Annotated in this window: 44 protein-coding genes; 6 read left to right on the top strand and 38 right to left on the bottom strand. The window is 54.0% G+C overall.

The features are described from left to right. Window positions 1-221 precede the first annotated feature (221 nt). The 6 genes from ACKXF9_RS10690 (at window position 222) to ACKXF9_RS10665 (ending at window position 7,067) form a co-directional block, all read left to right on the top strand. Window positions 222-1,181 (top strand): PhoH family protein, encoded by a 960-nt coding sequence (locus tag ACKXF9_RS10690; protein ID WP_418266160.1) that lies wholly within the window; start codon window positions 222-224, stop codon window positions 1,179-1,181. A gap of 55 nt (window positions 1,182-1,236) precedes the next feature. Beyond that, window positions 1,237-1,728 carry an rRNA maturation RNase YbeY gene (ybeY, locus tag ACKXF9_RS10685; RefSeq protein ID WP_249236628.1) on the top strand — a complete coding sequence of 164 codons (492 nt, stop codon included), beginning with the start codon at window positions 1,237-1,239 and terminating at the stop codon, window positions 1,726-1,728. Window positions 1,729-1,777: 49 nt separating this feature from the next. Continuing rightward, window positions 1,778-2,716, top strand: a complete 939-nt coding sequence (gene era, locus ACKXF9_RS10680; RefSeq protein ID WP_418266159.1) for a GTPase Era — start codon at window positions 1,778-1,780, stop codon at window positions 2,714-2,716. Between the two features lie 195 nt (window positions 2,717-2,911). Continuing rightward, a complete protein-coding gene (gene recO / locus ACKXF9_RS10675) occupies window positions 2,912-3,658 on the top strand; it encodes a DNA repair protein RecO (RefSeq protein ID WP_418266158.1) in 747 nt (248 codons plus the stop codon). 16 nt (window positions 3,659-3,674) lie between these two features. Continuing rightward, on the top strand, window positions 3,675-6,086 hold the full coding sequence (locus ACKXF9_RS10670; RefSeq protein WP_418266157.1) for an endonuclease MutS2: 2,412 nt from the start codon (window positions 3,675-3,677) through the stop codon (window positions 6,084-6,086). Between the two features lie 114 nt (window positions 6,087-6,200). Then, entirely contained in the window at window positions 6,201-7,067 is an 867-nt protein-coding gene (locus tag ACKXF9_RS10665; RefSeq protein ID WP_418266156.1) for an N-acetylmuramoyl-L-alanine amidase family protein, read from the top strand. Between the two features lie 586 nt (window positions 7,068-7,653). Here the strand turns inward: ACKXF9_RS10665 and ACKXF9_RS10660 are convergent. From ACKXF9_RS10660 to ACKXF9_RS10475, 38 genes are all read right to left on the bottom strand, one after another. Then, entirely contained in the window at window positions 7,654-8,853 is a 1,200-nt protein-coding gene (locus ACKXF9_RS10660) for a tyrosine-type recombinase/integrase (protein WP_418266155.1), read from the bottom strand. A 17-nt stretch (window positions 8,854-8,870) separates the two neighbouring features. Beyond that, window positions 8,871-10,274, bottom strand: a complete 1,404-nt coding sequence (gene radA, locus ACKXF9_RS10655) for a DNA repair protein RadA (protein ID WP_348583500.1) — start codon at window positions 10,272-10,274, stop codon at window positions 8,871-8,873. A gap of 96 nt (window positions 10,275-10,370) precedes the next feature. Continuing rightward, a complete protein-coding gene (locus tag ACKXF9_RS10650) occupies window positions 10,371-11,120 on the bottom strand; it encodes a hypothetical protein (protein WP_418266154.1) in 750 nt (249 codons plus the stop codon). Between the two features lie 28 nt (window positions 11,121-11,148). Then, complete coding sequence (locus ACKXF9_RS10645) at window positions 11,149-11,544, bottom strand: TIGR04086 family membrane protein (protein WP_418266153.1); 396 nt, start codon at window positions 11,542-11,544, stop codon at window positions 11,149-11,151. 75 nt (window positions 11,545-11,619) lie between these two features. Continuing rightward, a complete protein-coding gene (gene yajC, locus ACKXF9_RS10640) occupies window positions 11,620-11,931 on the bottom strand; it encodes a preprotein translocase subunit YajC (RefSeq protein ID WP_005942086.1) in 312 nt (103 codons plus the stop codon). Between the two features lie 73 nt (window positions 11,932-12,004). Then, window positions 12,005-13,150: a tRNA guanosine(34) transglycosylase Tgt gene (gene tgt / locus ACKXF9_RS10635; RefSeq protein WP_339394877.1), complete on the bottom strand. Its 1,146-nt coding sequence runs from the start codon at window positions 13,148-13,150 to the stop codon at window positions 12,005-12,007. 347 nt (window positions 13,151-13,497) lie between these two features. Beyond that, window positions 13,498-14,025: a DpnD/PcfM family protein gene (locus ACKXF9_RS10630; RefSeq protein ID WP_418266152.1), complete on the bottom strand. Its 528-nt coding sequence runs from the start codon at window positions 14,023-14,025 to the stop codon at window positions 13,498-13,500. Window positions 14,026-14,040: 15 nt separating this feature from the next. Next, on the bottom strand, window positions 14,041-14,376 hold the full coding sequence (locus ACKXF9_RS10625; protein WP_418266151.1) for a hypothetical protein: 336 nt from the start codon (window positions 14,374-14,376) through the stop codon (window positions 14,041-14,043). Then, a complete protein-coding gene (locus ACKXF9_RS10620; protein ID WP_223454326.1) occupies window positions 14,373-14,582 on the bottom strand; it encodes a hypothetical protein in 210 nt (69 codons plus the stop codon). Before ACKXF9_RS10620 ends, ACKXF9_RS10625 begins: the two co-directional genes overlap by 4 nt. A gap of 138 nt (window positions 14,583-14,720) precedes the next feature. Continuing rightward, window positions 14,721-15,401, bottom strand: a complete 681-nt coding sequence (locus ACKXF9_RS10615) for an ASCH domain-containing protein (RefSeq protein WP_418266150.1) — start codon at window positions 15,399-15,401, stop codon at window positions 14,721-14,723. After that, window positions 15,385-15,732, bottom strand: coding sequence for a hypothetical protein (locus tag ACKXF9_RS10610; protein WP_418266149.1), 348 nt, complete (start codon window positions 15,730-15,732; stop codon window positions 15,385-15,387). The genes ACKXF9_RS10615 and ACKXF9_RS10610 overlap by 17 nt, the downstream gene beginning before the upstream one ends. 3 nt (window positions 15,733-15,735) lie before the next feature. Next, entirely contained in the window at window positions 15,736-15,996 is a 261-nt protein-coding gene (locus ACKXF9_RS10605) for a hypothetical protein (RefSeq protein WP_418266148.1), read from the bottom strand. Continuing rightward, a complete protein-coding gene (locus ACKXF9_RS10600) occupies window positions 15,986-16,312 on the bottom strand; it encodes a hypothetical protein (protein ID WP_118527089.1) in 327 nt (108 codons plus the stop codon). Before ACKXF9_RS10600 ends, ACKXF9_RS10605 begins: the two co-directional genes overlap by 11 nt. A gap of 15 nt (window positions 16,313-16,327) precedes the next feature. Next, entirely contained in the window at window positions 16,328-16,588 is a 261-nt protein-coding gene (locus ACKXF9_RS10595; protein ID WP_418266147.1) for a hypothetical protein, read from the bottom strand. Beyond that, window positions 16,581-17,210 carry a hypothetical protein gene (locus ACKXF9_RS10590; RefSeq protein WP_418266146.1) on the bottom strand — a complete coding sequence of 210 codons (630 nt, stop codon included), beginning with the start codon at window positions 17,208-17,210 and terminating at the stop codon, window positions 16,581-16,583. Before ACKXF9_RS10590 ends, ACKXF9_RS10595 begins: the two co-directional genes overlap by 8 nt. After that, a complete protein-coding gene (locus ACKXF9_RS10585; protein ID WP_418266145.1) occupies window positions 17,210-17,491 on the bottom strand; it encodes a hypothetical protein in 282 nt (93 codons plus the stop codon). Before ACKXF9_RS10585 ends, ACKXF9_RS10590 begins: the two co-directional genes overlap by 1 nt. Window positions 17,492-17,493: 2 nt before the next feature. Further along, window positions 17,494-18,228 carry a hypothetical protein gene (locus ACKXF9_RS10580; protein ID WP_418266144.1) on the bottom strand — a complete coding sequence of 245 codons (735 nt, stop codon included), beginning with the start codon at window positions 18,226-18,228 and terminating at the stop codon, window positions 17,494-17,496. 1 nt (window position 18,229) lies between these two features. Then, the gene (locus ACKXF9_RS10575; RefSeq protein WP_418266143.1) at window positions 18,230-18,466 is read right to left on the bottom strand and encodes a hypothetical protein; all 237 of its coding nucleotides are present in this window, start codon (window positions 18,464-18,466) and stop codon (window positions 18,230-18,232) included. Between the two features lie 14 nt (window positions 18,467-18,480). Then, complete coding sequence (locus ACKXF9_RS10570; RefSeq protein WP_418266142.1) at window positions 18,481-18,759, bottom strand: hypothetical protein; 279 nt, start codon at window positions 18,757-18,759, stop codon at window positions 18,481-18,483. Window position 18,760: 1 nt separating this feature from the next. Continuing rightward, complete coding sequence (locus ACKXF9_RS10565) at window positions 18,761-19,042, bottom strand: hypothetical protein (RefSeq protein WP_418266141.1); 282 nt, start codon at window positions 19,040-19,042, stop codon at window positions 18,761-18,763. A gap of 1 nt (window position 19,043) precedes the next feature. After that, a complete protein-coding gene (locus ACKXF9_RS10560) occupies window positions 19,044-19,394 on the bottom strand; it encodes a hypothetical protein (protein ID WP_097780315.1) in 351 nt (116 codons plus the stop codon). Window positions 19,395-19,524: 130 nt separating this feature from the next. Beyond that, window positions 19,525-19,986: a helix-turn-helix domain-containing protein gene (locus tag ACKXF9_RS10555; RefSeq protein ID WP_418266140.1), complete on the bottom strand. Its 462-nt coding sequence runs from the start codon at window positions 19,984-19,986 to the stop codon at window positions 19,525-19,527. Between the two features lie 4 nt (window positions 19,987-19,990). Continuing rightward, on the bottom strand, window positions 19,991-20,509 hold the full coding sequence (locus tag ACKXF9_RS10550) for a type II toxin-antitoxin system PemK/MazF family toxin (protein WP_207698127.1): 519 nt from the start codon (window positions 20,507-20,509) through the stop codon (window positions 19,991-19,993). A gap of 4 nt (window positions 20,510-20,513) precedes the next feature. Next, on the bottom strand, window positions 20,514-20,825 hold the full coding sequence (locus tag ACKXF9_RS10545; RefSeq protein WP_418266139.1) for a hypothetical protein: 312 nt from the start codon (window positions 20,823-20,825) through the stop codon (window positions 20,514-20,516). Next, window positions 20,818-21,243: a hypothetical protein gene (locus ACKXF9_RS10540; RefSeq protein ID WP_418266138.1), complete on the bottom strand. Its 426-nt coding sequence runs from the start codon at window positions 21,241-21,243 to the stop codon at window positions 20,818-20,820. Before ACKXF9_RS10540 ends, ACKXF9_RS10545 begins: the two co-directional genes overlap by 8 nt. Window positions 21,244-21,245: 2 nt before the next feature. Continuing rightward, window positions 21,246-21,380: a hypothetical protein gene (locus ACKXF9_RS10535; RefSeq protein WP_278251687.1), complete on the bottom strand. Its 135-nt coding sequence runs from the start codon at window positions 21,378-21,380 to the stop codon at window positions 21,246-21,248. Between the two features lie 11 nt (window positions 21,381-21,391). Beyond that, window positions 21,392-21,796 carry a hypothetical protein gene (locus ACKXF9_RS10530; protein WP_418266137.1) on the bottom strand — a complete coding sequence of 135 codons (405 nt, stop codon included), beginning with the start codon at window positions 21,794-21,796 and terminating at the stop codon, window positions 21,392-21,394. A 17-nt stretch (window positions 21,797-21,813) separates the two neighbouring features. Then, window positions 21,814-22,164, bottom strand: a complete 351-nt coding sequence (locus ACKXF9_RS10525; RefSeq protein ID WP_418266136.1) for a hypothetical protein — start codon at window positions 22,162-22,164, stop codon at window positions 21,814-21,816. Then, window positions 22,161-22,307, bottom strand: a complete 147-nt coding sequence (locus ACKXF9_RS10520; protein WP_154276154.1) for a hypothetical protein — start codon at window positions 22,305-22,307, stop codon at window positions 22,161-22,163. Before ACKXF9_RS10520 ends, ACKXF9_RS10525 begins: the two co-directional genes overlap by 4 nt. Further along, complete coding sequence (locus tag ACKXF9_RS10515; protein WP_418266135.1) at window positions 22,301-22,846, bottom strand: hypothetical protein; 546 nt, start codon at window positions 22,844-22,846, stop codon at window positions 22,301-22,303. The genes ACKXF9_RS10520 and ACKXF9_RS10515 overlap by 7 nt, the downstream gene beginning before the upstream one ends. A 14-nt stretch (window positions 22,847-22,860) precedes the next feature. Further along, window positions 22,861-22,998 carry a hypothetical protein gene (locus ACKXF9_RS10510; protein ID WP_418266134.1) on the bottom strand — a complete coding sequence of 46 codons (138 nt, stop codon included), beginning with the start codon at window positions 22,996-22,998 and terminating at the stop codon, window positions 22,861-22,863. 15 nt (window positions 22,999-23,013) lie between these two features. After that, window positions 23,014-23,226 (bottom strand): hypothetical protein, encoded by a 213-nt coding sequence (locus tag ACKXF9_RS10505; RefSeq protein ID WP_097780305.1) that lies wholly within the window; start codon window positions 23,224-23,226, stop codon window positions 23,014-23,016. Between the two features lie 94 nt (window positions 23,227-23,320). Next, entirely contained in the window at window positions 23,321-23,482 is a 162-nt protein-coding gene (locus ACKXF9_RS10500) for a hypothetical protein (protein ID WP_179859795.1), read from the bottom strand. A 21-nt stretch (window positions 23,483-23,503) separates the two neighbouring features. Further along, on the bottom strand, window positions 23,504-23,869 hold the full coding sequence (locus ACKXF9_RS10495; RefSeq protein WP_223454275.1) for a hypothetical protein: 366 nt from the start codon (window positions 23,867-23,869) through the stop codon (window positions 23,504-23,506). Between the two features lie 22 nt (window positions 23,870-23,891). After that, window positions 23,892-24,041, bottom strand: a complete 150-nt coding sequence (locus ACKXF9_RS10490) for a hypothetical protein (RefSeq protein WP_418266133.1) — start codon at window positions 24,039-24,041, stop codon at window positions 23,892-23,894. A 155-nt stretch (window positions 24,042-24,196) separates the two neighbouring features. Beyond that, entirely contained in the window at window positions 24,197-24,415 is a 219-nt protein-coding gene (locus ACKXF9_RS10485; RefSeq protein WP_418266132.1) for a hypothetical protein, read from the bottom strand. Continuing rightward, the gene (locus ACKXF9_RS10480; RefSeq protein ID WP_418266131.1) at window positions 24,402-24,743 is read right to left on the bottom strand and encodes a hypothetical protein; all 342 of its coding nucleotides are present in this window, start codon (window positions 24,741-24,743) and stop codon (window positions 24,402-24,404) included. The genes ACKXF9_RS10485 and ACKXF9_RS10480 overlap by 14 nt, the downstream gene beginning before the upstream one ends. Window positions 24,744-24,869: 126 nt before the next feature. Then, window positions 24,870-25,022: a hypothetical protein gene (locus tag ACKXF9_RS10475; RefSeq protein WP_158576294.1), complete on the bottom strand. Its 153-nt coding sequence runs from the start codon at window positions 25,020-25,022 to the stop codon at window positions 24,870-24,872. Between the last annotated feature and the right edge of the window lie 24 nt (window positions 25,023-25,046).

Below are 25,046 nucleotides of genomic sequence, written 5' to 3'. Positions count from 1 at the left end.
TTGCCGACACACGAACCACCGACTGCATATCCGTGCGGCCGGCGGTCACTGTTTTGGGCTGCAAATAAAGAGAACCGGCACATCATCTGGCTGTGCTGCGAGAGGCTCCATGGAAAAACGCTGGATACAATAAAAATATTTTGTGCAATTTTCATAGTTTTCTAAATGATGTTTTGGTGGTACAATAGAAGCATTAAAATAGGTCTTTTCAGGAGGAGCACATGGCAGAAAAGAACATTGAACTGGATAGCGTAGAGGTGGCTGCGGCGGTCTTTGGCAATTGTGACCGCAACATCCGTCTGCTGGAACACGAATTTTCGGTTACGGCAGTCTGCCGAGGCACGCAGCTGCGGCTCTCGGGCGAGCCTGCTAACGTTGCCGCTGCGAACCGTGCCGTGGAAGGGATGCTGCTTCTGATGGAAAACCATACGCCGCTGGAGGATCAGACGGTGCGTTACTGCATCAGTCTGGCTCACGACGGTGCGGAAAAGCGGGTCAAGGAACTGACCGAGGACTTTGTAACGGTGACGGTCAAGGGCCGTCCTATCCGGCCTAAGACCTTGGGACAGAAAGAATACCTGAATGCGATCCGCAGCAATGCCATCACCTTTGGCGTTGGCCCGGCGGGCACAGGCAAGACCTATCTGGCTGTGGCCATGGCAGTGAAAGCGTTCAAGGCCAAGGAAATATCCCGCATTGTGCTGACCCGCCCGGCAGTGGAAGCAGGCGAGAAGCTGGGCTTCCTGCCCGGTGACCTGCAGCAGAAGGTAGACCCCTATCTGCGCCCACTGTATGACGGCCTGTTTGATATGCTGGGTGCCGAGACCTATGAGCGTCTTGTGGAAAAACAGATCATTGAGGTGGCGCCTCTTGCCTATATGCGAGGCCGCACGCTGGACGATTCCTTTATTATTCTGGACGAGGCGCAGAACACCACGCCCGAGCAGATGAAAATGTTTCTGACCCGCATGGGAGTGGGTTCCAAGGTCGTGGTCACCGGTGATGTGACCCAGATCGACCTGCCGGAGCGAACACGCAGCGGCCTTGTAGACGCACTGCATGTGCTCAAGAATGTGAACGGCATTGCGCAGTGCTACTTCACGGAAAAGGACGTTGTGCGTCATCGCCTTGTGCAGGAGATCATCAAGGCCTATGAAAAAGCTGCACACCCTGAAAAATAAGATCCTCAGAGTTGAGATAAAAGATTATCAAAAGCAGAAAGGAGTGGACTGATTTATGTCCAATAAAGTTTTGATCACCAATTCACAGAAGGCCGTCAAGGTTCCTTCTGGTCTGCGTATCCTTATCCGCCGTGCCTGCAATGCTGTACTGGAATATGAACACTTTGAAGCACCCGCAGAGATCAGCGTTACCTTTGTGGATAACGCTGCCATTGCAGAGCTGAACAACCAGTACCGCAACAAGCCCATGCCCACTGATGTGCTGAGTTTCCCTCTGGGGGTGGATGGCAAATACGATGTGGACGAGAACAACGGCTGCAAGATGCTGGGAGATATCGTCATCAGCATGGAGCGTGCACAGGAGCAGGCCAACCTTTACGGCCATCCGCTGCAGCGTGAGGTGGCTTTCCTGACCGTGCATTCCATGCTGCATCTGCTGGGCTATGACCACGAGAATGGCGGTCTGGAAGCGATGCATATGCGGGAAAAAGAAGAGGCCGTTCTGCTGCAGCTGGGTCTGCCGCGCACCGTCAGCTATACCGAGTAATTCACTTATCACTGTGCGGCTGCCGCACAAAACAGACAGGAGCTAAATTTTGAGTAACGCAACACCCATTCAGGGGCATTATGATACGTCGTCCGTTTTTGTAGCGGTCATTGGCCGTCCCAATGTAGGCAAATCCAGCCTGACCAACCTTCTGGTCGGCGAAAAGGTGGCGATCGTCACCTCCAAGCCTCAAACCACCCGTACCCGCATCACGGGTGTCATTACCCGCGGGCCGCTGCAGTATGTTCTGCTGGATACGCCCGGTGTGCACAAGGCACGAAACAAACTGGGTAAGCGGATGGACAAGACGGCCAGCGACTCCATTGCAGATGTGGACGTTTCCATGATGCTGTTTGAGCCCTATGGCGCATTGAACGAATCCGAAATGGTGCTGGTGGATATGCTGCGCAGCAGTGGTGGCCCGGCTATTGCCGTCATCAACAAGACGGATCTTGTCAAGGAGCCTGCCGATCTGGAGGCCCGCAGGGAAGAGCTGAAAGCGCTGGGCGTGTTCGATGATATCTACACAGTCAGTGTACGGGATAACGACGGTTGCGAGATGCTGTTCGATGCACTGAGCCGTTATGCCGTGGAGGGCCCACATTACTTTGATGATGACGCCTACACCGACATGCCGGAAAAAGAGCTGGTGGCAGAAGTCATTCGTGAGAAGGCACTTCTGTTCATGCGGGATGAGATCCCGCACGGCATCGCCGTTGTGGTGGAACGTTTCAAAGAGCGCCCGGACACAGACCTGATCGATATTGATGTGAACATTTACTGTGAGCGTGAAAGCCACAAGGGCATGGTTATTGGCAAGGGCGGTACAATGCTGAAAAAGATCGCCAGTGCAGCCCGTGCAGACTGCGAGGAGTTTCTTGGCTGCCGGGTCAATCTGCAGTGCTGGGTCAAGGTAAAGTCAGATTGGCGGGATAACGAGTTCTTGCTGAACAACTTTGGTTTTAAGCAGAACAATAACAATCGCTGACACTTTCCAGATCAGGACAGATTTCCCTTGGATGAAGGAGCAGAATAAAACTGAAACTATCCGCAAAAGGGAAGAGGTGCTGTAAGATGGATGCGCAGACAAGCTGGCAGGCGTTTGCCTGCACGGGCAATATCCTTCGCTATCTCGATTATAAGCAAAAGCAGCCGGAAGAAGCCACAGCAGAGGACAGGGAAAATGGAAGCCTTTGTAACCACGGGTCTGGTACTGAAGGAGACCCGCTATAAGGAATCGGATCGGATCCTGACGATCCTGACGCCGGAGCTGGGTGTGATCTCAGCCTCTGCACAGAGCAGCCTGCGGCTGAAAAGCAAATTGTTCAGCGCCTGCGGGCTGTTCTGCTATTCAGAGTTTACGCTGGTGCCGGGCCGCAACATGTATACCGTGCGGGAAGCCGAAGTGAAAAACGTCTTTCACGGCATTTCGGCCAGCATTGAAGGCATGAGCCTTGCGATGTATATGGCTGAGATGGCAATGACTCTTTCGCCCACCGGGCAGGAAGCACAGCGGGAACTCCGGCTTTTGTTAAACTGCTTTTATATGGTCAGTGAGAGCAAAACAGATCTGCGGGTGGTCAAAGCCGTTTTTGAGCTGCGCACAATGAGTGAATGCGGCTTTATGCCGCAGATCGTATGCTGCCGTGACTGCGGTGTGTATGATGGAGCCGCCTTTTATCTGGATGTGCAGGAGGGGCATCTGCTTTGTGCGGATTGTGCCGCAAAGCAGGGTAATACCTGCAATCTGGATCAGGGCGCTTTGTATGCATTGCGGCATATCTGTCTTGTAGACGACAAAAAAATATTTGCATTTAAAATATCTGTGGGCAGTCTGGAAAAGCTTGCTGCGGTGGCAGAGCGGTATGCTCTGGTCCATCTGGATAAGCCCTTGAAAAGCTATGACTTTTTAAAATCACTGCTGCCCTGAGCATAAAGGAAACCCTATGGAAACAAGTTACTTAAAAACACTGGAACTGGATAAGATCATCGCCCGTGCAGCAGAAGGCTGTGTGTGCAAGGAAGCGCATGAGATGCTGCTTGCCCTTCAGCCGCAGTGCGACCCGGATGAAGTGCGCTATGCGCTGGAGCAGACCGATGCGATCAATACCCTGCTGATCAAGAATGGCTCGCCTCGTTTTGGCGGTGTAGAAAATGTCAGCCAGCTGGCGGCACGCGCGGTCAAGGGCGGTGTGCTCTCAATGGGTGAGCTGCTGATGGTAGCCGGTGCGCTGCGCAATTTTCAGAATCTTTCAAGCTGGTATGGAGCATCGGAGCACGATGCTCTGCCGACAGATGATCTGTTCTATGCACTGGCACCGCAGCCAAGTCTGGAACAGCAGATCTCCAGCGCCATTCTGGCACCGGATGCCATGGCAGACACGGCTTCCCATACGCTGAATGACCTGCGCAAGAAGATCCGCGCCACCGAAAACAGCATCCGAGACCGCTTGGAAAGCATGGTGCGCAACATGGACACCTCCAAATATCTGCAGGAGAGTGTGGTATCCATGCGCAACGGCCGGTATGTTGTGCCGGTCAAGAGCGAATATCGCAGCGAAGTGAGCGGCATCATCCACGACGTATCCTCCACCGGAGCTACTGTTTTTGTGGAGCCGCAGGCCGTTGTGGAAGCAAATGCCCGCATTTTGCAGTATCGCGCACAGGAAGCCCAGGAGATCGAACGCATATTGGTGGCGTTCACTGCACAGGTGGCCGCCATCGAACCACAGTTCCAGTACAGCTATAAGGCCATGCTGGAAATTGACATTCTGCTGGCAAAAGCGCGTCTGGCGCTGGATCTCAAGGCCTTTAAGCCTGCTGTGCGTACAGACAATTCTTTCTCTCTGATCCGTGCGCGGCATCCGCTGATCGATCCTAAAAAGTGCGTGCCGGTAGATATTGCATTGGGCAGGGAATACGATTCGCTTATTATCACCGGCCCGAACACCGGCGGTAAGACCGTCACCTTGAAAACCGCCGGTCTGCTGTGCGCTATGGCGCAGTGCGGCTTTTTGATCCCGGCTGATGAGCGCAGCGAGATCTGCGTATTTGACGAATTTCTGGTAGACATCGGCGACGAGCAGAGCATTGAGCAGAGCCTTTCCACCTTCTCCGGCCACATGAAAAAGATCACCGGAATCCTGGAGCTTGCCATGCCGCATACGCTGGTGCTGCTGGACGAGTTGGGTGCCGGCACCGACCCCGCTGAGGGCGCTGCATTGGCTGTTGCCATTATTGAGGAACTGCGCCGCCGCGGCGTTTTGCTGATGGCCACCACCCATTACGCAGAGCTCAAGGTGTTTGCACTGGAAACAAAAGGCGTGGTCAATGCCAGCTGTGAGTTCGATCTGGAAACACTGCGCCCCACCTACAAACTGAGTGTCGGCGTACCGGGCAAATCCAATGCATTCCTCATCAGTGAAAAACTTGGCATCCCGGAGCGTGTCATTGAAGCGGCGCAGCAGCACCTGTCCGCAGAGGATAAGCGGCTGGATGCTGTTCTGGGGCAGCTGGACGATTTGAAATTACAGCTGAAGGAAAGCCAGAACGAGGTGGAAGAGCTGAAAAATGAGGCCTCTCATCAGCTGGAAGCCGCCCAGAAAAAACGCGATGAGCTGATCCAGCAAGGCGAAAATGAGCTGGAAGCCGCCCGTGCCAAGGCCCGCGCACTGGCTCAGCAGGTGGAAAGTCAGGCCTACGCTCTGACCGATGAGCTGCGCCAGCTGCAGAAAGATGAACGCATGAGCACCCAGCAGAAGGCACAGCGCGCACGTGAGATTGCAAAGAAAGAATCCGAAAAACTCTTCATCGGCACAGAAGTGGTGCACAATCCCGTCAAGGAGTTTGTGCCGCTGAAAGAGGTCAAAGTAGGGCAGGAGGTCTGCATTGCAGAGCTGAACCAGCTGGCCACCGTGCTGGCTCTGCCAGATAAAAACGGTGATGTGCTGGTGCGTGCCGGTATCATCAAGACCAAGGTCCCGCTCAAGGGATTGAAGCAGCCGGAAAAACTGGTCAAGGAAAAGAAACCGCAGACCAAGGCGCAGCAGCGCTACTCCCGTCTGACCGGTGATGCCAACCGTCCAAACGGCAGGGTAGAGCGCGTGCAGCGTTCTGCTAAAATGGAATGCAATCTGCTCGGTCTGACCGTGGACGAAGCGTTGCCGGAGGTGGATTCCTTTATTGACCATGCGATTCTGAACGGGCAGACGGTGGTCTACCTGATCCACGGCAATGGAACCGGTGCGTTGCGCACAGCCATTCATAAGCATCTGCGCGGAAACCGCATGGTCAAAAGTTTTCGTCTGGGACGCTACGGCGAAGGTGAAAGCGGCGTGACCGTGGTAGAACTGAAATAACAAAAAGCTATCCGGAGTATGATCTGGATAGCTTTTTTCTCTTGATCTGCAGGAATTTGCTGCGCAAGATCGTATTCTATAAGGAATACTGATATTAGAAGGAAGTAGGCCAACATGGCAAAACGATATTCCAAAGCCGCACATGCAAAAAGACACAAACAAACTTCTCACAAAATCAAAAACGTCATCATCCTGATTTTTTGCGGGGCGGCTATCTGGTTTGGCTGTTCACTTTGGTACGCAGCACGGACGCTGCAGACGGCTCACCCCGCTGAAAGCATTGCCGGTGAAGAGTTTCGGCCACAGGTAGGCGACCCGCCATACCGGGTGGTGATCGATGCCGGACATGGTGGTGTAGACCCGGGCGCAAGGGGAGTTGTTGAAGAAAAAAATATGACGGCTGCCACAGCAGCAGAACTGATCCGATTGTTACAGCAGGATGCAAATTTTATCCCGCTGCAGACCCGTAACAGCTTCGATGAGACCGCAACGCCTGCACAGCGTGCGGCCCGGGCTTCGGATCAGTCGCCGCAGCTGCTGCTCTCTATCCATGGCAACTCTGCTGCAAATGGTTCCACGGCATCCGGCTTTGAATGCTATCCGTCCGTACCGGGCCGCACCTGGCATCAGGAAAGCTTTTATTTTGCACAGCTGCTTGCGGAAGGGATGCAGGCCTCAGGCGCAGCATTGCGCGGGCACGGGGGAGTCCGGTACATCTATTATCTGGAAAACGATCAGAAACAACTGGTGGAGAGCACCCATACCGAAATACGGGAAGAACGCAGCTTTACATTGTTAGAAGACGTGAACTGTCCGGCTGTATTGGCAGAACAGTGCTTTGTAACGAATGAAGCCGATGCAACACGGTTCGGCAGCGAAGAAGGCTGTAAAAAAGCGGCACGCATTTATTATGAGGCAATCTGTGAATACTTTGGCACACAGCCGCAGTCTGAACAGCTGGCCGGACTTTCCCTGAATTGAACAAAAAGAGATGTACCGGCAGAACGATCCCGTTCCAGACGATGCACTCACAAACGGGTCTCCGAACTCGAAAGTGGAAGAGAGAGGAGACCTGTTTTTTTGATTGCATATATTTCGTATAATGCACGTTATGTGAAATACAGGGGAGTGAAAAAAGCCTCTTTTCTCAGATTCGGCTTTTTCGGCAGTCTGTGGACCTTTCGTTGACCGCGATGCTGTTTTATCGGCTTTTTGCAGTTTTTCATCGTTTGATGCATTTCATTTGCGTTTTGCGGTTGTAATTCCTTTTTCGAATCATTTTCTATAACGGGCTTTACCGGACACACATACATTCGCTTTCTGCGTACAGTATTCTTTTTCAGGCACGCATCTTTCATTATGGTATCCGTGTTAGAACCATTCTGATCATTTTATTTTTCTGTGCATGACCATTCGCTCGTGTTATTTTAATTCGTTGGCTGGATTCCGGCCTATGATTCCATGATAACCTATAAAAAATGTCTATGACAGATCCGAGTCCTAGACCTGTCATAGACGGTGCAGATTCATTTTACATAACGAGGTGTTTCTTGCTTATAAGTAAAAATCAGTCGTTCCGGTTTTCAACGTCAGCATTCTGCGCCATGGCAAGCGCAGCAGCGTCCAGACCAATGCCATCCTTGGCTGCGCCGTCAAACGCTTCCATCGGCACAGGCTCTTGCTCCGGCATTATTTTCTCGCTGCTCTCCCCTGTTTCTTGTTCTGTTGTATCCAAGGCTTTGGGCGCGGACTTTGGCTTTTTGAGTTTACCCAGAGGGTTTTCCTCAATAGCGGCACGCACCTGAAATTCTTGCAGATGCGTGTAAATTTGGGTGGTAGAAACGCTGCTGTGACCCAGCAGTTGCTTTAAAGTCAGAATGTCCACATTACCAGTCTGATACATCAGCGTGGCTGCAGTGTGTCGCAGCTTATGGGTTGAAAAGCCCTTCAGTCCGGCAGCCTTCATGGCACCGGTAACAAGCTGCTCTACCCTGCGGTTTGAGATGCGTTCCTTGCGCCGCCGGGTGATGAATACGGCTTTTTCCTGCGGCAAAAGGCCTTCCATCGTGTTGCGCTTGCTTAAATAGAGCTGCAGTGCCTCAATGCATGCGTCATTCAGATAGACCATGCGCTCCTTATGGCCTTTGCCGAACAGCCGGATCTGGCGGTTTTCCAGATCGATATCGTCAAGATTCATTCCTACCAACTCGGCCAGACGCATCCCACAGTTTAGGAACAGCACGACCATGCAGTAATCTCGTTCTGGAAAATCGCTTTGTGTCTGCGTGCTTTCCAAAAGTTCAATGGACTGTTCCGCTGTCAGGTATTTGGGCAGAACTTTATCCTGCTTGGGTGGATGGATGGCGGCTGTGGGGTCCGCATCCAGCCGGTTGACCTGATTGACCAGATAATCGTAAAAGCCGTGCAGACTGGCCAGCCGCCGGGCGGTCGAAGATTTTTTGTTGCCGCATTCACGGCTCAAAAAATACAAATATTCATAAATATCTTCTTTTGTGACCGTTGCCCAGAATGCGGTATCCAGACCTTTCGGGTCGATGTCCTTCATTTCGCTGTCATCCGGAACAAGGCCGCGGCGACGCTTCATGAAACGGCTGAAGCCGCGCAGATCACAGTAATAACTGAATGCCGTATTGGCGCTTTTGCCCGCGATCACTTCCAGATAGCGGACATATTCTACGATATCCTGTGAAGCATCATCGAATGGCTTATGCTTGCCAGGATTTTTTTCATCCAGATAGATCGACATAGTTCCCTCTTATAATTTTATAAACGGTCCGATTTCAGCGCGTTGATGGCATCCGTGATATAGGCTGCACCGACCAGTTGCATTCCCGGGTAATCTGCCGGGTTCAGATGATTCAGGCTGTGCTTCGGGATCACCGCGCGTTCAAAGCCAATACGTTCTGCCTCGTGCAGGCGCTGTTCCAAATTGGGAACGCTGCGTACTTCACCGCCAAGGCCGACCTCGCCAATGGCGATCAGCTTATCGCTGACAGGCCTGTCCAGCAGCGATGAGACCATGCTCAGGCAGACCGAAAGATCACAGGCTGTATCCCGCAGTGCAATGCCGCCCACGATATTGATATAGACATCCAGATTGCCAAAGAAGTAGCCTGCACGCTTTTCCAGCACAGCGATCAGCAGATTCATGCGGTTGTAATCGTAGCCGCTGCAGGCACGGCGCGGTGCCGGAAAATTTGTTTTGGTGGCGAGAGCCTGAATCTCGCTCAGGATGGGCCGGCTGCCTTCCATGGTACAGGCCACACAGTTGCCGGAAACGCCCAGGGGCCGACCCTCCAAGAGCATCTGCGAAGGATTTTCAATTTCTGCAAGGCCCTGCCCTGTCATATCAAACATGCCAAGTTCATTGGTGGAGCCGTAGCGGTTTTTGGCCGCACGCAGGATTCGGTACGGCAGCATTTTATCGCCCTCAAAATAGAGCACCGTATCCACAATGTGCTCCATGACCTTGGGTCCTGCAATGGCACCGTCCTTGTTCACATGGCCCACGATAAACATGGGGATCTCCTGCTTTTTGGCAACGGCCAGTAAACGCGCAGCGCTCTCCTTCACCTGACTTACGGTGCCGGAAGAGGACGAAATATCCATGCAGCGCATCGTCTGGATAGAATCGATGACTACCAGATCCGGCTTTTCCTTTTCGATCAGGCCGCAGATCTCATCCACATCGTTTTCAGCTGCCAGAAAAATGTTGTCCTGCGGCACCTTCAAACGGGCCGCACGCAGCTTGACCTGCCGCACCGATTCCTCGCCGGTGATATACAGCACGCTGTGCCGGTTGGAAATAGCACCGCACAGCTGCAACAGCATGGTGGACTTGCCTACGCCGGGCTCACCGCTCAGCAGCACCACGCCGCCCAGCACAATGCCGCCGCCCAGCACGCGGTCCAGCTCGGAAATGCCCGTCAGGATGCGGCTCTTTTCTTCTGTGGTGCTGATCTCAGAAAGGCGCTTGGCTGTCAGGCTGGTCACGCCCTCGGGCCGTGCCGCTGCTGCCTGCTTGGCTGCGGCGGTGCCGGGTTTGGGGGCTTCGGCCACAACGTCTTCATTCATGGTGTTCCAGCTGCCGCAGCTGGGGCAGCGGCCCATCCAGCGGGGGCTTGTCTCCCCGCAGTTGGAGCACACATAGACTGTCTTTATTTTCATCAAAAGCTCCTGTTTTCATTGTATCGGTTTTAGTTTTCTCTATTGTAGCATACAACATGCAAACCCGCAAGAAAAGCATCTTCAGATGCTCCCTGATCAAAGCCGACTGCTGATAGCGGCAAGCGCAGTGGAGACCCCGCATAGAGGCAGGAACAATACGATGGTGAGCAGATAGGCACGCATCAGCGTATTGAGCCGGATTCTCTCGTGCCCCGCACAAAAATCCGGAGTGAAAAAAGAACAGGCGCGTATCTGCCCGCTTACCCGCAGAGCATCCGCTCCAAAGATACATAGCCCATCGGCTGCCACAGCAGCAGGCAGCAGAGCAACGAGCAATCTCCCTGCGTTTCGTTGCAGTTCAAACAGCTGGACGGTCAGCATTCCACTTCCCAGCCCGTAGAACATGGCAAACAGGAAGATCAGAACCGGCCCCAGTGCAGAAAACCCCAGCAGCAGAAGGGCCGTTGCCGCAAAAACCAATGTAAGATACTGTATACCAAAAAGATCGATCGTCGCCTGTGGACCTGCGGCATCAAACAGCTTGCTCCATGCCTGAAAATAGTGAGCTGTCCAATCCAAAGGCTGCGCTGCGCACATTGCCTTAATCACTCCGGCAGCCGTGCTGCCAAGCAAAAATGCACAGACGAGCAGCCAGCAATTTTTCTGCCCGGATATCTGCCGGGATGCAGATTTTTGTATAGACGAACGCGTTTGAGACGGTGATCCTTCATCCGGAAATTCCGGCCGCAAGGGTTCGGCTGACCCAAGGGCCGGAGCCATGCTGACCTCCGGGCACGGATGCCCTGTAAATTCTTGATCGGCTGCAGTCTGCTGATAGACCCACATTACAAAACCTCCTGTGAACTTTCTCCTGTCAGCTGCGGCGCTTGCTCTCACGGCTCTTCATACCAAGAAAGCCTCCGATGCTGCCGCACAAAATCACGATTGCAAAGCGCATCTGTGCACCACTTTCGGTGATAGCTCCGGATGGGATACTGAGCACACAGAGCAGTGCGGCATAAAACACGCCCTGCACAAGCCCGCAAATCAGCCCGCGCTCTTTTTTACAGAATGCTGCTACCCAGCCGCCGCAGAAGCTTCCGACACCAACGGCAGCTGCGGCAAGAGGTTCGGCGGCTGTGCCCGGACATTTTTGAGCGACCATCCATGCGGCCATTGCCGCCAGACATACCGCCGTTACTACAAAGGCAGTCCCGCCTGCCAGAAAGAGAAAACGGAGTTCCGCAGGGGGAAATTTTTTCTCAGACATAAAAACGCGCCTCCCTGCCAGTAATCTATGCAGGAAGACGCGTTTGATATGCTCTTAATTGTTTGAAGAAAAAGCTTACTTCTTGTCAGCCTTGTCCATGTTCAGCTTTTCAACTGCAGAAATTGCAGTCTTGGTAAAGCGGATCTTCACACGGTCGGCACCGGTCTCAAGAACAAAGGTATCGTCCTTGATTGCAACCACACGGCCAATGACGCCGCCGATGGTCGTGACCTGATCGCCGATCTCCAGACTGCTGCGCATTGCAGCGTCCTTCTTCTCCTGCTTCTTCTGGGGACGATAGATCATAAAGTACAGCAGGACCAGCATCAGCGCCAGTGTAAAGAACAGGCTGATGTAGCCTTCGGACGTAGTAGTCAGAAATTGCATGGGGCAAAATCTCCTCTCAAAATTCAGATAGAATTATTATACCTTTTTAAACGACAGGTTGCAAGGGCTATTCTCAAATTCGGGTATCCAAAAGCTTTACATAGTTGTCGTGGAAGGCTGTAAAGGTACCGGCATCCAGTTCATCGCGGATGCGCTCCATCAGATGGTTATAGAACCACAGGTTGTGCATGACAGCAAGGCGCATTCCCAGGATCTCTTCTGCTTTGAACAGGTGACGGATATAAGCGCGGGAATAGCTGCGGCAGACCGGACAGCCACAAGCAGGATCGATGGGGCGTTCATCACGCTCATACTTTGCATTCTTGATGTTGATAATACCGCCCCAGGTGTTCAGGTGACCATGCCGTGCGTTGCGGCTGGGCATTACACAGTCAAACAGATCCACGCCGCGGGAAACTGCCTCAATGATATTGCCCGGCGTGCCCACGCCCATCAGATAGCGGATCTTATCCTTGGGCATGTGGGGCTCCACCTGACTGATCATTTCGTACATCACTTCGGTAGGCTCGCCTACAGCCAGACCGCCGATGGCGTAACCGTCCAGATCAAGGTCTGCGATCTGCTTCATGTGCTCTACACGCAGATCTGCAAAGGTGCAGCCCTGATTGATGCCGAACAGCAGCTGATCGGGATTCACGGAAATGCCCTCATGCTTCAGGCGGGCCATTTCAATCTTACAGCGTTTCAGCCAGCGGGTCGTTCGTTCGCAGCTGGCTTTGGAATAATCGTGCTGTGCGGGGTTTTCCACACATTCATCAAAGGCCATGGCGATGGTAGAGCCAAGGTTTGCCTGAATCTGCATACTCTCTTCCGGGCCCATAAAGATGCGGTGGCCGTCCAGATGGGAGGCGAAGGTCACCCCCTCTTCGGTGATCTTGCGCAGCTTGGCCAGACTGAATACCTGAAATCCACCACTGTCCGTCAGGATGGGGCCGTTCCAGCGGGTGAACTTGTGCAGACCGCCCATGTCTGCCACTACCTTGTCGCCGGGACGAAGGTGAAGATGATAAGTATTGCACAACATCACCTGCGCACCGATCTCCTTAAGGTCATGGGCCGAAAGGCCGCCCTTGATAGCACCGGCAGTAGCCACGTTCTGAAAAGCGGGCGTCTGCACCGTGCCATGCACGGTCTTGAACTCGCCCCGCCGGGCGTCATGTTCCTGCTTGAGCAGCTTGTAGGTCGTCAAAGAAGGCATAGTTTTTATTCCTTTCTGTGCACGGAAAACAGCCGTGCGATCTTCATGAAAAAGCCCGGGATCAGGCTCATCAACAACAGAATGCCGGGAAAAGGATCAGAGGATCAGCATCGCATCCCCCATACTGACGGGAGTCGGGATGCCGGTATGGAAAGCAGCGAAAATGCGAGCATTTTCAAAACACAGGAGTGCCACTGGTTTCGTCTGGAATTCGGCCTTTGCATCCAAAGAGTGTTTGTATCTGTGCAGCAAAAAAGCCCCGTGTGGGGCCTTTTTACTCGGTATAGTTCCACATATCTCTATTCTAACAGATGCTTACCGATAATGCAACTGCTTTTTGGACGACATCAGCGGCCGAGCGTAAAGCTCACCCCGGCAAAGTCATCTGCGGTCAAGACGTAGGTTCCGTTGTCCCACGCCTCGTTGACAAGCATCTTGGCTTCTTCCCAACTTGCGGCTTCGACGGGTACGGCCTTCTTCAGGTATTCGATGATGACCACATCGTAGGTGCTGGTCCGGGGCGGAAGCGCTACCTTTGCGCGTTCCATCATCAGACCCAGAATCAGCTCGTCCTTCTGAAGCTCGCTGAAGTAGTCCGGGTCGCCGCCTTCTTTTCCCGCTTCCTCCAGAAGAAGCTCACTATTCATCTCCTGACAGAAGTCGATGCAGTCCCGGATGGTGTACGGCTGATCGTTGTCGGCATTCTCGCCGTCCTGATTGTCATGCAGGGTGAGATGGAACTTGTCATCCATCATCAGGCTGTAGTCATGCCCCTCCAGATAGCCCAGCAGCACTTTGGCCTCAATGGCGGCAAGCTCAACACCCTGCCGGACAGAAACGGCCATCAATTCTTCGGACTTCGTAATCAGCGTCATATAAGCACTCTCCTTTCATTCCATACAGACTTTTCCGACCGAAAGCAGATACGAACACCAGCCGTAACTGATGCCGAGGTCTTTTGCCTTTTCGACCACCTGAGTGATGCTGTACTTCGGTTCCGGTCTTTTTGCGAGCAAAAGTTCCTCCAGCATCCTTTCCTCCAGTGCTTCCTGCTTCCGACGTTCAGCTTGAGCAAGGCTGCGTTCCAGATAATACTCGCGGTGCTTGAGATAAGATTTGTGGGATTGTGCGGCCTGACGTTTCTTTACGCAGTCAGGGCAGAACTTCTGGCGGTTCTTGGCGTTCGGTATGTCCCGTCCGCACATCTCGCACTTTGGGGTACTCATCTGAAAATCCTCCCGGAATCCTTGTCCATAAGAACAACCCGGCCCACGATCTCGAACCCGGCGAGATCGGCTACCTGCTTCAATGCGCTGACCAATGCGCTGATGGTGCGCATCCGGGCAGCTTCAAGCTGTTCCTCCTTGCGGATGTTCTTGTGTGCTTCATACGGCGTCGGGTCGTTGTAATGCTCGCTGTTCTTCAGTTCCACGGTCGGCACCTCCTCATCAACAGATCATCGGAATCAGAAAGAACCACAGCGGGTACGTCTGCCCAGTTACGATAATAGCCGCGACAATCGCAGCTCCAACGGCCAGCCACTTGGCGGCATCAGACATTTCAGCCCACATCATACATTCTCCTCATTCTCAGCAACGTAGCACCAGCTCTGGGGCGGCTTGCTCAAATAGCAGCCATTGATTTCGCAGGTCGGTGGGAGCATATAGCTTCCAGACGGCCGATAATGCTCGCAACTCTCATTCCCGCAGACATCGGTTCCGTTCATGCTTTGAAAATTGAAGCGGACGAACTCGTGCAGATTGCGGGGCTTATCATAGATTTTGAGGCCGGAAATATGCCAGCCATACAGGTCTTTCATGTCGGCATAGTTCATACCGATATCCCAGTCGGCGTATTCCTTCACTTGCTTGATATTGAGGCAACTTCCAGCAATCGCTGTTTCAATATCTTCTTTGACGATGCAGTACTCAGGGCCGATGCGCCGGATGTCATCACAGATGAACTCTCCAATAACCATCTGGGTATTACCGCGTATGCTGTCCGGCAGTAGCTTATTGAACTTTACGAACACAGGCTTTCCGTGATGGATTTCGCCGTCCATCGTTTCTTCGCCATCCTTGAAAATGGTGATGAGTTGCTGCGGAGCTTTTGTGCAGTAGATGTACGCCGTAAACGGCGTTTCCAGCTTCGGACGGGTCTTGCGCACCTCAATGGTTTTCTTGCCCCGCACAATGAGGTCGCACCACTCAGGGCGGATGCTGATGAGGACGGCTTTATTCTTCAGGGACATTGGGTGCCTCCTTCTTCATCAAGCGGTACTTCCAGCGTGCGAGCTTCTGCTCCATGATCTCGACCATGTTATCCCCGACATCATCGCACATATTGCAGGGGTCATCATCGTCCAGCTCACCGCCGAACAGTACGATGGAGCAAAGGTAGATGTCGGCAAGCTCCTCGACAAGGTTGCCGAAGGCTTCCTCCTCGGACACCGGCGTGGGATTCACGCCGTCGCGGGCGCGGCGGAGTTTCAGGGCTGCTTTGGCAGCTTCGGAACACTCCTCTGCAAGCTGGGCAAGCAGTTCTTCTTCCGGCAGAAGATTGAACACGGCATCGTTCTTCATGGCTTAAACCTCCTCCCAGTCCAGCGCTTTGCCGCACTGGCCGCAGAACTTGTTGCGGTTTCCATCCTCGTTCTTCAGGTAGTCCCTGCTCCCGCAGTGCGGGCAGGTGAAGTCAAAAATAGCGCCGGGAGCCAGCGGCACTTCAGGAATCTGCATCTTCAGGGCCACCATGCCCATCCGGCAGGCTTCCTGCACGGTTTCGAGGCTGTCGTAGTCCTCATAATGGGTGGGGTTGAGGATTTCGGCTGCGCGTTCATTGGTCATTTCTATCACCTTCCTTTGCCTGACTCACAAATGCGGAAACGTCGATAGATGCAATATTCATGCCATGGTACACATCATCGGCGAAGGCTTTATCATCGTCATTGAGAACTGCTTCCAGCGCGTCAACTGTGGCCTTCAGAGCTGCAACAACAAGCTGCAAATCAGCACGCATATAGCCCTGTGCAAATTCGCAAATGCCGTCGGTCATTTCGGCAAGCGCGTCATTGATGAGTTTCTTTGCGTGACTGTCGGCGCCAAGCGAGAGGAGCAGCCCGGCCTGAGCAATATAAGGAACATTTTTTGAAAACATAAGCATATAAAAACTCCTTTCTTATACGAGCCACTGGCTCATCCAACTATCGAACTCACTGAAGCGGAAGATGCGCAAGGCACGTCGCCGCTCAAGTGAAACGGCAAGCCACAAATCAAAAAGCGTTGCATCGTACATCTTCGTATCAACGCACAGGTCATTGTGCATACAGCACGCGGTCCACAGGGCCATGAGTTGACTGCGACAGGTGGCATTGCAGAAATCTGTCGTGCTGTCCTTGACGTAATCGACGATGAACTGCCATTCAGACCGCTCAGTCATCCAGATTACCTCCAATCTTGTAGGTCTTTCCCCGGCTGCTGCCAGTCCCCTTGCGGTACTCTGCAATCCAGACCGTCTTTCCGCTCTTGTAGTGGCGGAAGTGGCCTCTTACGGTAAAGGAACAGGCCGGGCTTGCATGGTGGCCTCTTGGAACCACTGTAAGCTGTTTTTCGGCCGAGTGAATGATGTATGTGGTGCTTGCCGTATGCGGCTTTGTGGAGCTTTTACGTTCAGCAGGAGCCTTCGAGGTTGTGGTAGCCACGCCACCACGGATGCTGCCCGTTCCATACGTCATCAGCGCCATCAGGGAGCCGTACACGGTCAAAGCGCCCTGTTCGGTTTCGGTGGGGTTACAGTCCGCAGGAAGCGTGCTTACTTTCTTCTTCCACAGGCCGTTGCCCAGCGGAGCAAAAACAACGTGGCCGAGCTTCCGGGCCGGGCTGTCGAGGTAGAGCTTCAGCTTCTTGTCAGAGCGGAAGCACTTGATAGAGATGCCGCTCTCGACAATCTGGATTTCCACTTCTCGCAGGGGAACCGGCATCGAACGAACCGGATCGTTGTGCTCATCCCGCCATGCAAGGAGCTTTTCGATGTCCGCCGCTGTGACCACGATCTTGTCCATTATCCAGAATCCCTCCCAACGAATGTGCCGGCATAAAGCCGCCCGCCGATCATGTAGTGGTAGTATTCATGCCCACGCTGGATGTCGGCCTGTCTGCCGGGCATGGGCCGCAGAACCAGCGGATGCCCAGCAATCTGCACCACATACTCTCCAGCGGGGATGAGCGCTGCCATCCACGGCTCCACCGGGCTGGCCCGAGCCGGGCAACCATCCATGCAGCAGGTGGCAGTAATCGGGTCCACGTTCATGGTGAACATGGAAAGCTGCTCATAGCCACTCATAATCACACCCACGCCGGTTCGACGGGCGACTCAGGCAGGCTGCACAGCCAGTCAATCACATCCTGCGGGACTTCTTCCGTCAACCACGAGTGGCCGTACTGGTAGCCACAGACCGGGCAGGGCTTTCCGAGAATGCCATCAGGGTGTTCCTCAGGATGGAGCCATCCGAGGGTCTTTGTTTCGGTCGCACCAGCCATTCCGGGATAGAGAGGCTTCTGCGGTTCGTAATACAAAGCCGCCTCGCCAGAGATTTCGTGAGGGAGCGTAAGGCTGTACGGCAATTTGGCAACTTCGATCTGGTCATCGCTCAGAGCAGCGGTCATGCCATCGCAGAGCATTTTCCACGAGCTTTTCTTCATGGATTCCTGCAGCCGGAGGGTTTTGCTGTTCAGCCGATAGTGGTACAGGGTGACAGGCGTGACGGCCAGCTTGTCCCAGCCAAGCTCCTTCTGATGCTTGCAGTACGGCCGCATATCGTTCAGATGCCACTCATCCCAAATGGAGCAGAACTTGTCGAGCATTTCCTGCGTCCATTCATCGCAGGGGCGGCCTTCGCGGATTTCATCAACGCACTGACCAGCACCGCCACGGCAGTTACCGCTCGGCATGGGGCCGATAACGCCGGTGATGCTGAGTCTGCCATTCTCAAACTGGATTTCGCAGAATGCCCGCGCAGTCTCTTCATTGCCGCTGCGGGTGTAGGCCTTGCAGAAACACGGACTAACGACCTTTTTCATATCATTCTCTCCCCTTTCGTGCTTCTTCTGCAATCTTGTCAATGTTGCGGTTCAGCAATTCGTTCATGTCCAAGAGCCGCTGTTCAAGGATTTCAAAGAACTGCTTCGTGACGGTCTCCCTGCTGATGACGCGGCAGTTGCAGTGAACTGCGAGAATCACGTCCTCAAACGTGATGCCGTCCAGCAGGTTATCGCAGGCTGCTAAGTCATCGCCAAGAATCCATTTCCGTTCTTCCATTCGGACCTCTCCTTTCAGATGGACGCGCAGAAGTCACCGAGCTTCTGCCACAGGTGGAACGTCTTCCGGCTCATCTGCACGGTATCGGGAACGCCCCGGCCGACCGTCCAGTTGTGAGCCGTGCGGAACAGCCGCCCTGCGGCCTCCCGCTCCGATTCGCTGAAGTCGGCCAGCCATGCCCTGCGGCGGCGACCGCTGCTCCAAGTGCAGCCGTAGCGAACCATGCAGATGAGGTCGTACGGGATGTTCGCCCGGACTTCCTCAGCGGTGAGCTTCATCATCCGCTTTGCCATATCACTCATCCTCCTTAATCCTGAAAAAAGCCATTGCGCTTGCCTTGATGCTGCTCGGCCATCCGTCCGGGTAGGGTCGCTGCGTACCATCCGTAAAGGGAACAATCGCGGTGGCCTCTACGGCCAACATCTCGCCCTCGTACTGGTAGGGGCGGCAGCGGAACGTACGGAGCTGGATGCTCTCGCATTCCATCGTACCAGCCTCCATACGCCGCAGATCATCCGCATTGTGTGCCGCGTTCGGGTCATACCCGGCGGCTTTCATGTGGTCCAGAACCGTCATATCAGGCAACCTCCTTTCTGACGACATTCAGGCAGATGTAGAACCGGCCATCGAGGTCTTCAACCTCCCAGAAGTAGCCGCCGGTGTACTTGCCATCGGTCAGCGCCTTGTCCTGCCAGAAGCCTTCCTTGATGCACTCCGTGATGGTTTCCTGCCAGCCATCAAAGCGTTCATCCCCGGCCAGCGCCTTGAAGAAGCGGTTGACTGCGGTCTGCCACATCTTGCAGTCGGTGATGAGGTCGGCGCAAACCATGCCGTTCGGCTTGTTCACGATGGCGACCAGATCAACGTCCTGCCGGTGTTCGTCCTGCTCGAAAGCCTCGAAGCTGCTGTATTCTTTCACCTTCAGCATTTCTAAATCCTCCGTGTTTTGGTAAGTTGTTTTCCGTATCTTCATTCTAACTTACCGGTCTGGTAAGTCAAACGTATGCTGAAGTTTTCACAAAAAATTTTACGGTATTCCGAAGATACTTTATGGAGGCTTAACCTACTTTACGGCTGAACCTTTCCCAGAACTGCTTGGCGATGTAGGGGCTGACCGGGGTGATGGTATGATGCTGGCATCCAGAAAGCTGGTAGAGGACGGTGAAGTAGTTCCCAGTGGCATCCTCGAACAGCTCCACATAGAAGTCCTCGAACATCACGGCCTTGTTCGAGCAGAGCGATTCTGCCTTCCGGGTGTCATATCGAACGCCGTCTACGGTCTGCGCTACGGCGGGGCTGGTGCTGTTGCCCAGTTCCGGGAGACCAGCGCCGCTGGCATCGCTCATCGAAACCTCGTACCCGGCAAAGTGCAGAGCCTTTGACAGCTCATCGAAGGTGAGCGAGTTGTTCTTCAGCCGCCCGCTGAGGTTCTGCGGGGTCCAGCCCATGTGTTCGGCCAGCTCTTTCTGGGTCTTCCCTGCTCCAGCAAGGGCTGCGCGTACCATGTCAGATGCTCGCATATCATCAGCCTGCCTTTCCAGCCAGAACCCGATTCAGCAGGCTCTCGTACATGATCTGGAGCATTTCACACTTGGCTTTCGCTGCGGCCAGCTCCGCAGCCATGTTCGGATTTGACGCCGGCGTAGACACCTTGACATCCCGGATGACCGGAACTTCTTTCGTGACCTCCACGATTTTCTCTACGGGCTTTCCAACTTCCAGCTCCAGCGAGATCAGCATTGCAACCTCCACGTTGGTCATCTCTGCCGGGGTCAGGTGGCCCTTGTAGCCCAGCAGGCGGTCAACCGATACGGTCGTAATCTGCTCACAGAGGGCAGTGCTTTCACGTTCCGAACTGCGGATGAGAACGTGCGTCGGCAGGTCTTTCTTCGGTTGGGTGGTCAGGTATACGACCTCTACCACCTCTGCACAGGCGTTGTTCTTCTCGTTAGAGACGATGATTGCCGGGCGGCCTGCCGCCTGCTCACAGCCGGTGTAGTTGTCCTTGCTCACATACCAAATGTCGCCACGCTTGATTTCCATATCCTTACTCCTCCTCCTCTTTTGCCTGACGCTTCAGCTCGGAAGCATCAATGGTGATGCAGGTGGTGTTGGCGACGATGTTATCGGCAATCCCCTTGCCATGCTCGTCCAGCAGGGATTCCAGCGAGGTTGCGGTGAGCCGCAGGGCAGCAACCATGAACGGGAAGTCCATCAGGTCATACCGGCTTACAACGCCCATCAGCTCTTTGGTCATCGTGGTGACGCACTCGGCAGAAATGCTGCGGGCATCATCGGGCTTATTTGCAAGCACTGCCAGCGTCATTCGCAGCGCATAGGGCATCATTTTCTCAGCCATTGTCTTTGTCCTCCTTATACTCGCTGACGACCTCCGAGATTGCATAATCGCGGTGGTACGTCCAGCTATCGTCATTATCAATGTACTTCCGCATCAAGACCGCCGCGCGTGGGGCGAGCGAATTGAGCGTCGTGCGGTCAAGCTCATAGGCTTCCATAAGCTCCTCATCGGTGAACTGTGAGATATATTCCCGCACGTCCTCCTCATAGCTCCGAAGCTCATGCTCGGAGCAGGAGCGAACCAGCTCACAGCCATCCAGCGGCTTCGGGCAGTAATCGGTGCAGCCATCATCATGGATGCCCGGCTTCTTCCCAGTCAGGAACGGGGCCATGCAGATGCCCTGCGGGTTGAACACGCAGGTTTCGGAGCAGCATTCTGTGCAGAGTTGTGAGCAACGCTTCAGGTATTCAATATCCATAATCAGCGCCTCCCCAGAAAGAGCCTTGCCAAGCCCACAACGGCCATCGCCCCGACGATTGCCCAAAAGGCGGCGCAGAGGATGTCCGTGGCCGTTTCGAGCCACTGATCTACCACAATCAACCATGCCATCATCATTTTGCCTCCCCTCAGCCGAATACCAAATCGCCAAACAGTGCGTGCTGGACAATCTCGTCCGCACAGGTGGCATCAATCTGGCCGCAGTCAACGGAGCCATCTGTGCTGTCCACAACATCGCAGTTGGCGTAGCAATTTTCGAGCCACTGCTTAAATCCAGCGAGGAACTTGTCGAGATTGAGCATATAACAGGTCTTGTCATCCTCAAACGGTTCTTCGAGCCAAACGGCAAGCTGCCCACCGCGAGAAATCTGGTCGCTTGCGTACTCCCCAAGATACTTGCCCTGCACAACAACGCGCCTGCACCAGTAGTTGATGCCGCCCTCCAGCGCAGAAACCATGATGTCATCAATATCCTGCTGGGTCAGCCGAGCCGTAATCTCTGCATGAACCTCAAACTTCTTTTCATCGGTCATCTTTCTTCATCCTTTCATCAAATTGTCGGGTCAAAAATCAGGCCATCCCACTTGCCGTTCAGACGGTCGGGGTACTTCCCGGTCAGAACCATGTACTTGTCCGGGACTTCCGGCGGCAAAGGCCGCTCGTTCCTCAAATCCATACCAGCGTCGAACATCGAGAGCTGTACGGTCTGGCTGGTACGTTCCCGCAGGAGCCGATACCAGTAGATGATGTGGTTCCGAACAAGGTTCAGATTCACGCCATCCGGCCATGCAGGGTCAGAACAGCCGTTCTTCTTCAGGTCATCCCAGTGCTTATACTCAGCGTCCAACTGCTCCCTGATCTGGGCCTCGCTCATCTCTTCAGGGGGAATATAGCGGCTCACAGGTGCGCCTCCTTTCGGCGCTCATCGGCGATGACATCAGCGGTAATGCGGTCAACGCCGAGCTTTTCGAGCTGCCGGTAAGCTGCTTCCTTTTCCTGCGGGCAGTCGGCCCGGACGAGATCATCAATCATGTCACTCAGCATACGCCAGCCTCCTCTCTGGTGATAGTTCCGTGAGTCCACGGCCCGGTGCGAACGCCAATGCTGGGCAGGCGGGCCAGCAGAGCCTTTTTCATGTCATCAAGGTATCCCCGGTAGCGCCGCTTCTGAAGACCGGCCAGCCATGCGCTCTGACAGTCGGAGTAGCCGTCTTTCTGAATAAGCTCGACGGCCAGCGACCACTCGTTGTCCTCCACACAGATGTAAAACAGCTCATTTTCGAGGATGACCCGGCGCTCATTGCCGAGCCAGACGTTCGAGTTGGCCGCAGACTGGAAGCTGGGGCAGAGCTTCCGCAGTTCGGCGCAGAAGCATCTGAGAACGTCTTCCTCCTTGTAGCTGCTCTCGATTTCATCAACGTACCAGTCATCGGCAACAAGTTCATCAAGGCTGATGTCTGCCATCATCCGAATTTCAGGCTCCTTTCCGTCAGGGCCGTCCTTACGCCAGACCTGCAGATCATCGTTGTCGATGTAGAACAGACCCTCATACGAGCCGGTCACATAAACATTGCCACGTCCCATATCACTCACCTCCATCAGTCACTCCAGCAAACGGCATTGGCTTCTTCGGGCCGCTGCCATTCAGGTTCTTCTTCAAAACCCCGGTCATCAGGCGGCTCCGTCATACCGCCGAACCGGTCAAGCCGACCGGAGCAATCATACATCGGATTCATCGCCGTTCTCCTCCATCAGAGAACGAAGCAGATAACGAGCAGGGTGACGGCAAAGGCTGCTGCGCCGATGGCAACGGCGTTCAGCACGTTGTTGAAACGCTCCCGGTAGGCATCCTTCTGGCGGCGTGCTGCGCGGCTCCGCTGCTGTGCGGGGCTGTTCAGCATCCGCAGGAAGCAGTTCGGGTCGTTCTCCCACTCACGAGCAGCGGTCATGTTCTTGTTTTCCATAGCTAAAACCTCCAAAATATCATGTATCTGCGGGTGGCTCCCGCGACGCCCAGCAGGGCGTTTCGGCCGGTGCCAGCGGCCATCATCAGGCGGGTTAAATGTCGGTTTTTTGTGCTCCGTCTTTGGTGTGTTGCCACACATCGACGGAATAACCAGTGCTGCGGAGCTGTTCGGCCAGTTTCCGTGCCCTGTCCGCGTTGTCGGCCCATGTGGTGAGCGGCCAGCCCCGCTTGCAGTAAACAATCTGGTAACGCATCGTTTACACCTCCTCACTTCATCAGGATGTCGTACAGGCGGGTCGGACTTCCTCGCAGTAGTAGAGGTCAACAAAACCGTTGCTGTACATCCACATCTGGCTCATCCAAGGCTGCTCGCAGTGAGCTACATCGGTGCTGTGCCAGCCATTGCCCCGGTTGGTGAGAACGTCGGTGTAGGTGGCTTCTCGTGCATCCACGCCCTTGACTTTGTGAGCTGCCCCGCTGCGCTTCATGATCTTGAGAAGGTAGACCGTTTCTTTGTCCATGTACTGCTCGGCCTCGTTCATGGCATCCAGCAGGTTCTCCGCCTTCAGCATCTTGTAATCAATGGTCATCGGCTTGTAGTTTGCGCTGTAGTCAATCGCTACGATGTACTCGTTCTTCATATTCCACGCCTCCATTCTCGAATCAGCCGAAGTACTTGCTTGCGAACTGAGCCTTGCTGAGCGTCTTCATATCATAAACGTACTCAACAGCGGATGCGACATCCATGTCGGCTCCAGTAACAAGTTCCTTGACCAAGTGGGTGAGGTTGTTCTCACGGATGTAAGACTTCATAGCTTCGAGTTTCATCATCGTCTGTTCCTCCATAATCTTACCGTTTTGGTATGTTTTTCTGTATCTTCATTCTAACTTACCCACCTCTGGTGTCAAACGAAAAGCAAAGATTTACCGAAAAAATTTATGGAGTACATCTGGGAGTTTACCGGCGGTCAATAGACCATGCCTTCCGGGTCTATGATGGCGCATTCCTTACCATGAACGTAGTAGGCGTTGCCGCCCTCATCCACCCAGACCCGGCAATAGCCAGACAGCCCAATTTCCGAGCTGTTGGCTATGCCGTCCCACTCTGGCTTGCGGGTCAGCTCGCCGACTACCGCAAAACCGATGTCCGCTGCATACCAGCGGGCAATGCTCTCAGTAGCAGGCATGAGCGGTGTTGACGATGCAGCGAACCATCTTCTCGATGGCCTTGTCAATCGGGCAGTTCAGGAATGGAAGGTTCTTGTCAGCTACAATCTCACTTTCAAGTATCCAACCGTGCTGGTTACGAGCCTCAACCCAGCATCTGCCATCGGCTTCGCCGAGCTTGATTGAAAACGACAACTCCGCTTCATCGCAGTATTCGAGGTAACCCCAGAAGATGCAGGCCACGTTCTTGCTGAGGCGTCTGACCGACCACTCCCAGTTGGGGTCGTTCTGGTTGGCCTCAGAAACCAACCTGCGAATCAAATCCTTATGCTCACGCAAATCAAACATAGCTATGAACCTCTTGACTTTCCCCTGCTATACTGATAAAATCGAAACGAGATGGGGCAGGTCCCATCCCGTTCCGACCGGCTAGGTTCCCACGTGGCTGTCAAACTTTGTGGGGGGACCTAGCCTTTACTGTTTCTTAGGCTCCTCGGTCTGCGGGTCGAGGACTCCGGCAATGCACTTAATGCACTGCGTCGCTTCCTCGTCCGTGTGACCGTGAGCTTTCAGCCAGTCGATCAAGCGGCTGGCTTCCAAAGCGGTCATGCTGCACTCGCCTTTCATTTTGTTACACCTCCTGCTCGTGCT

It is taken from the genome of Faecalibacterium sp. 9, assembly GCF_048320955.1.
Lineage (GTDB): Bacteria > Bacillota > Clostridia > Oscillospirales > Ruminococcaceae > Faecalibacterium > Faecalibacterium wellingii.
This window is presented reverse-complemented; position numbering and strand designations above follow the sequence as displayed.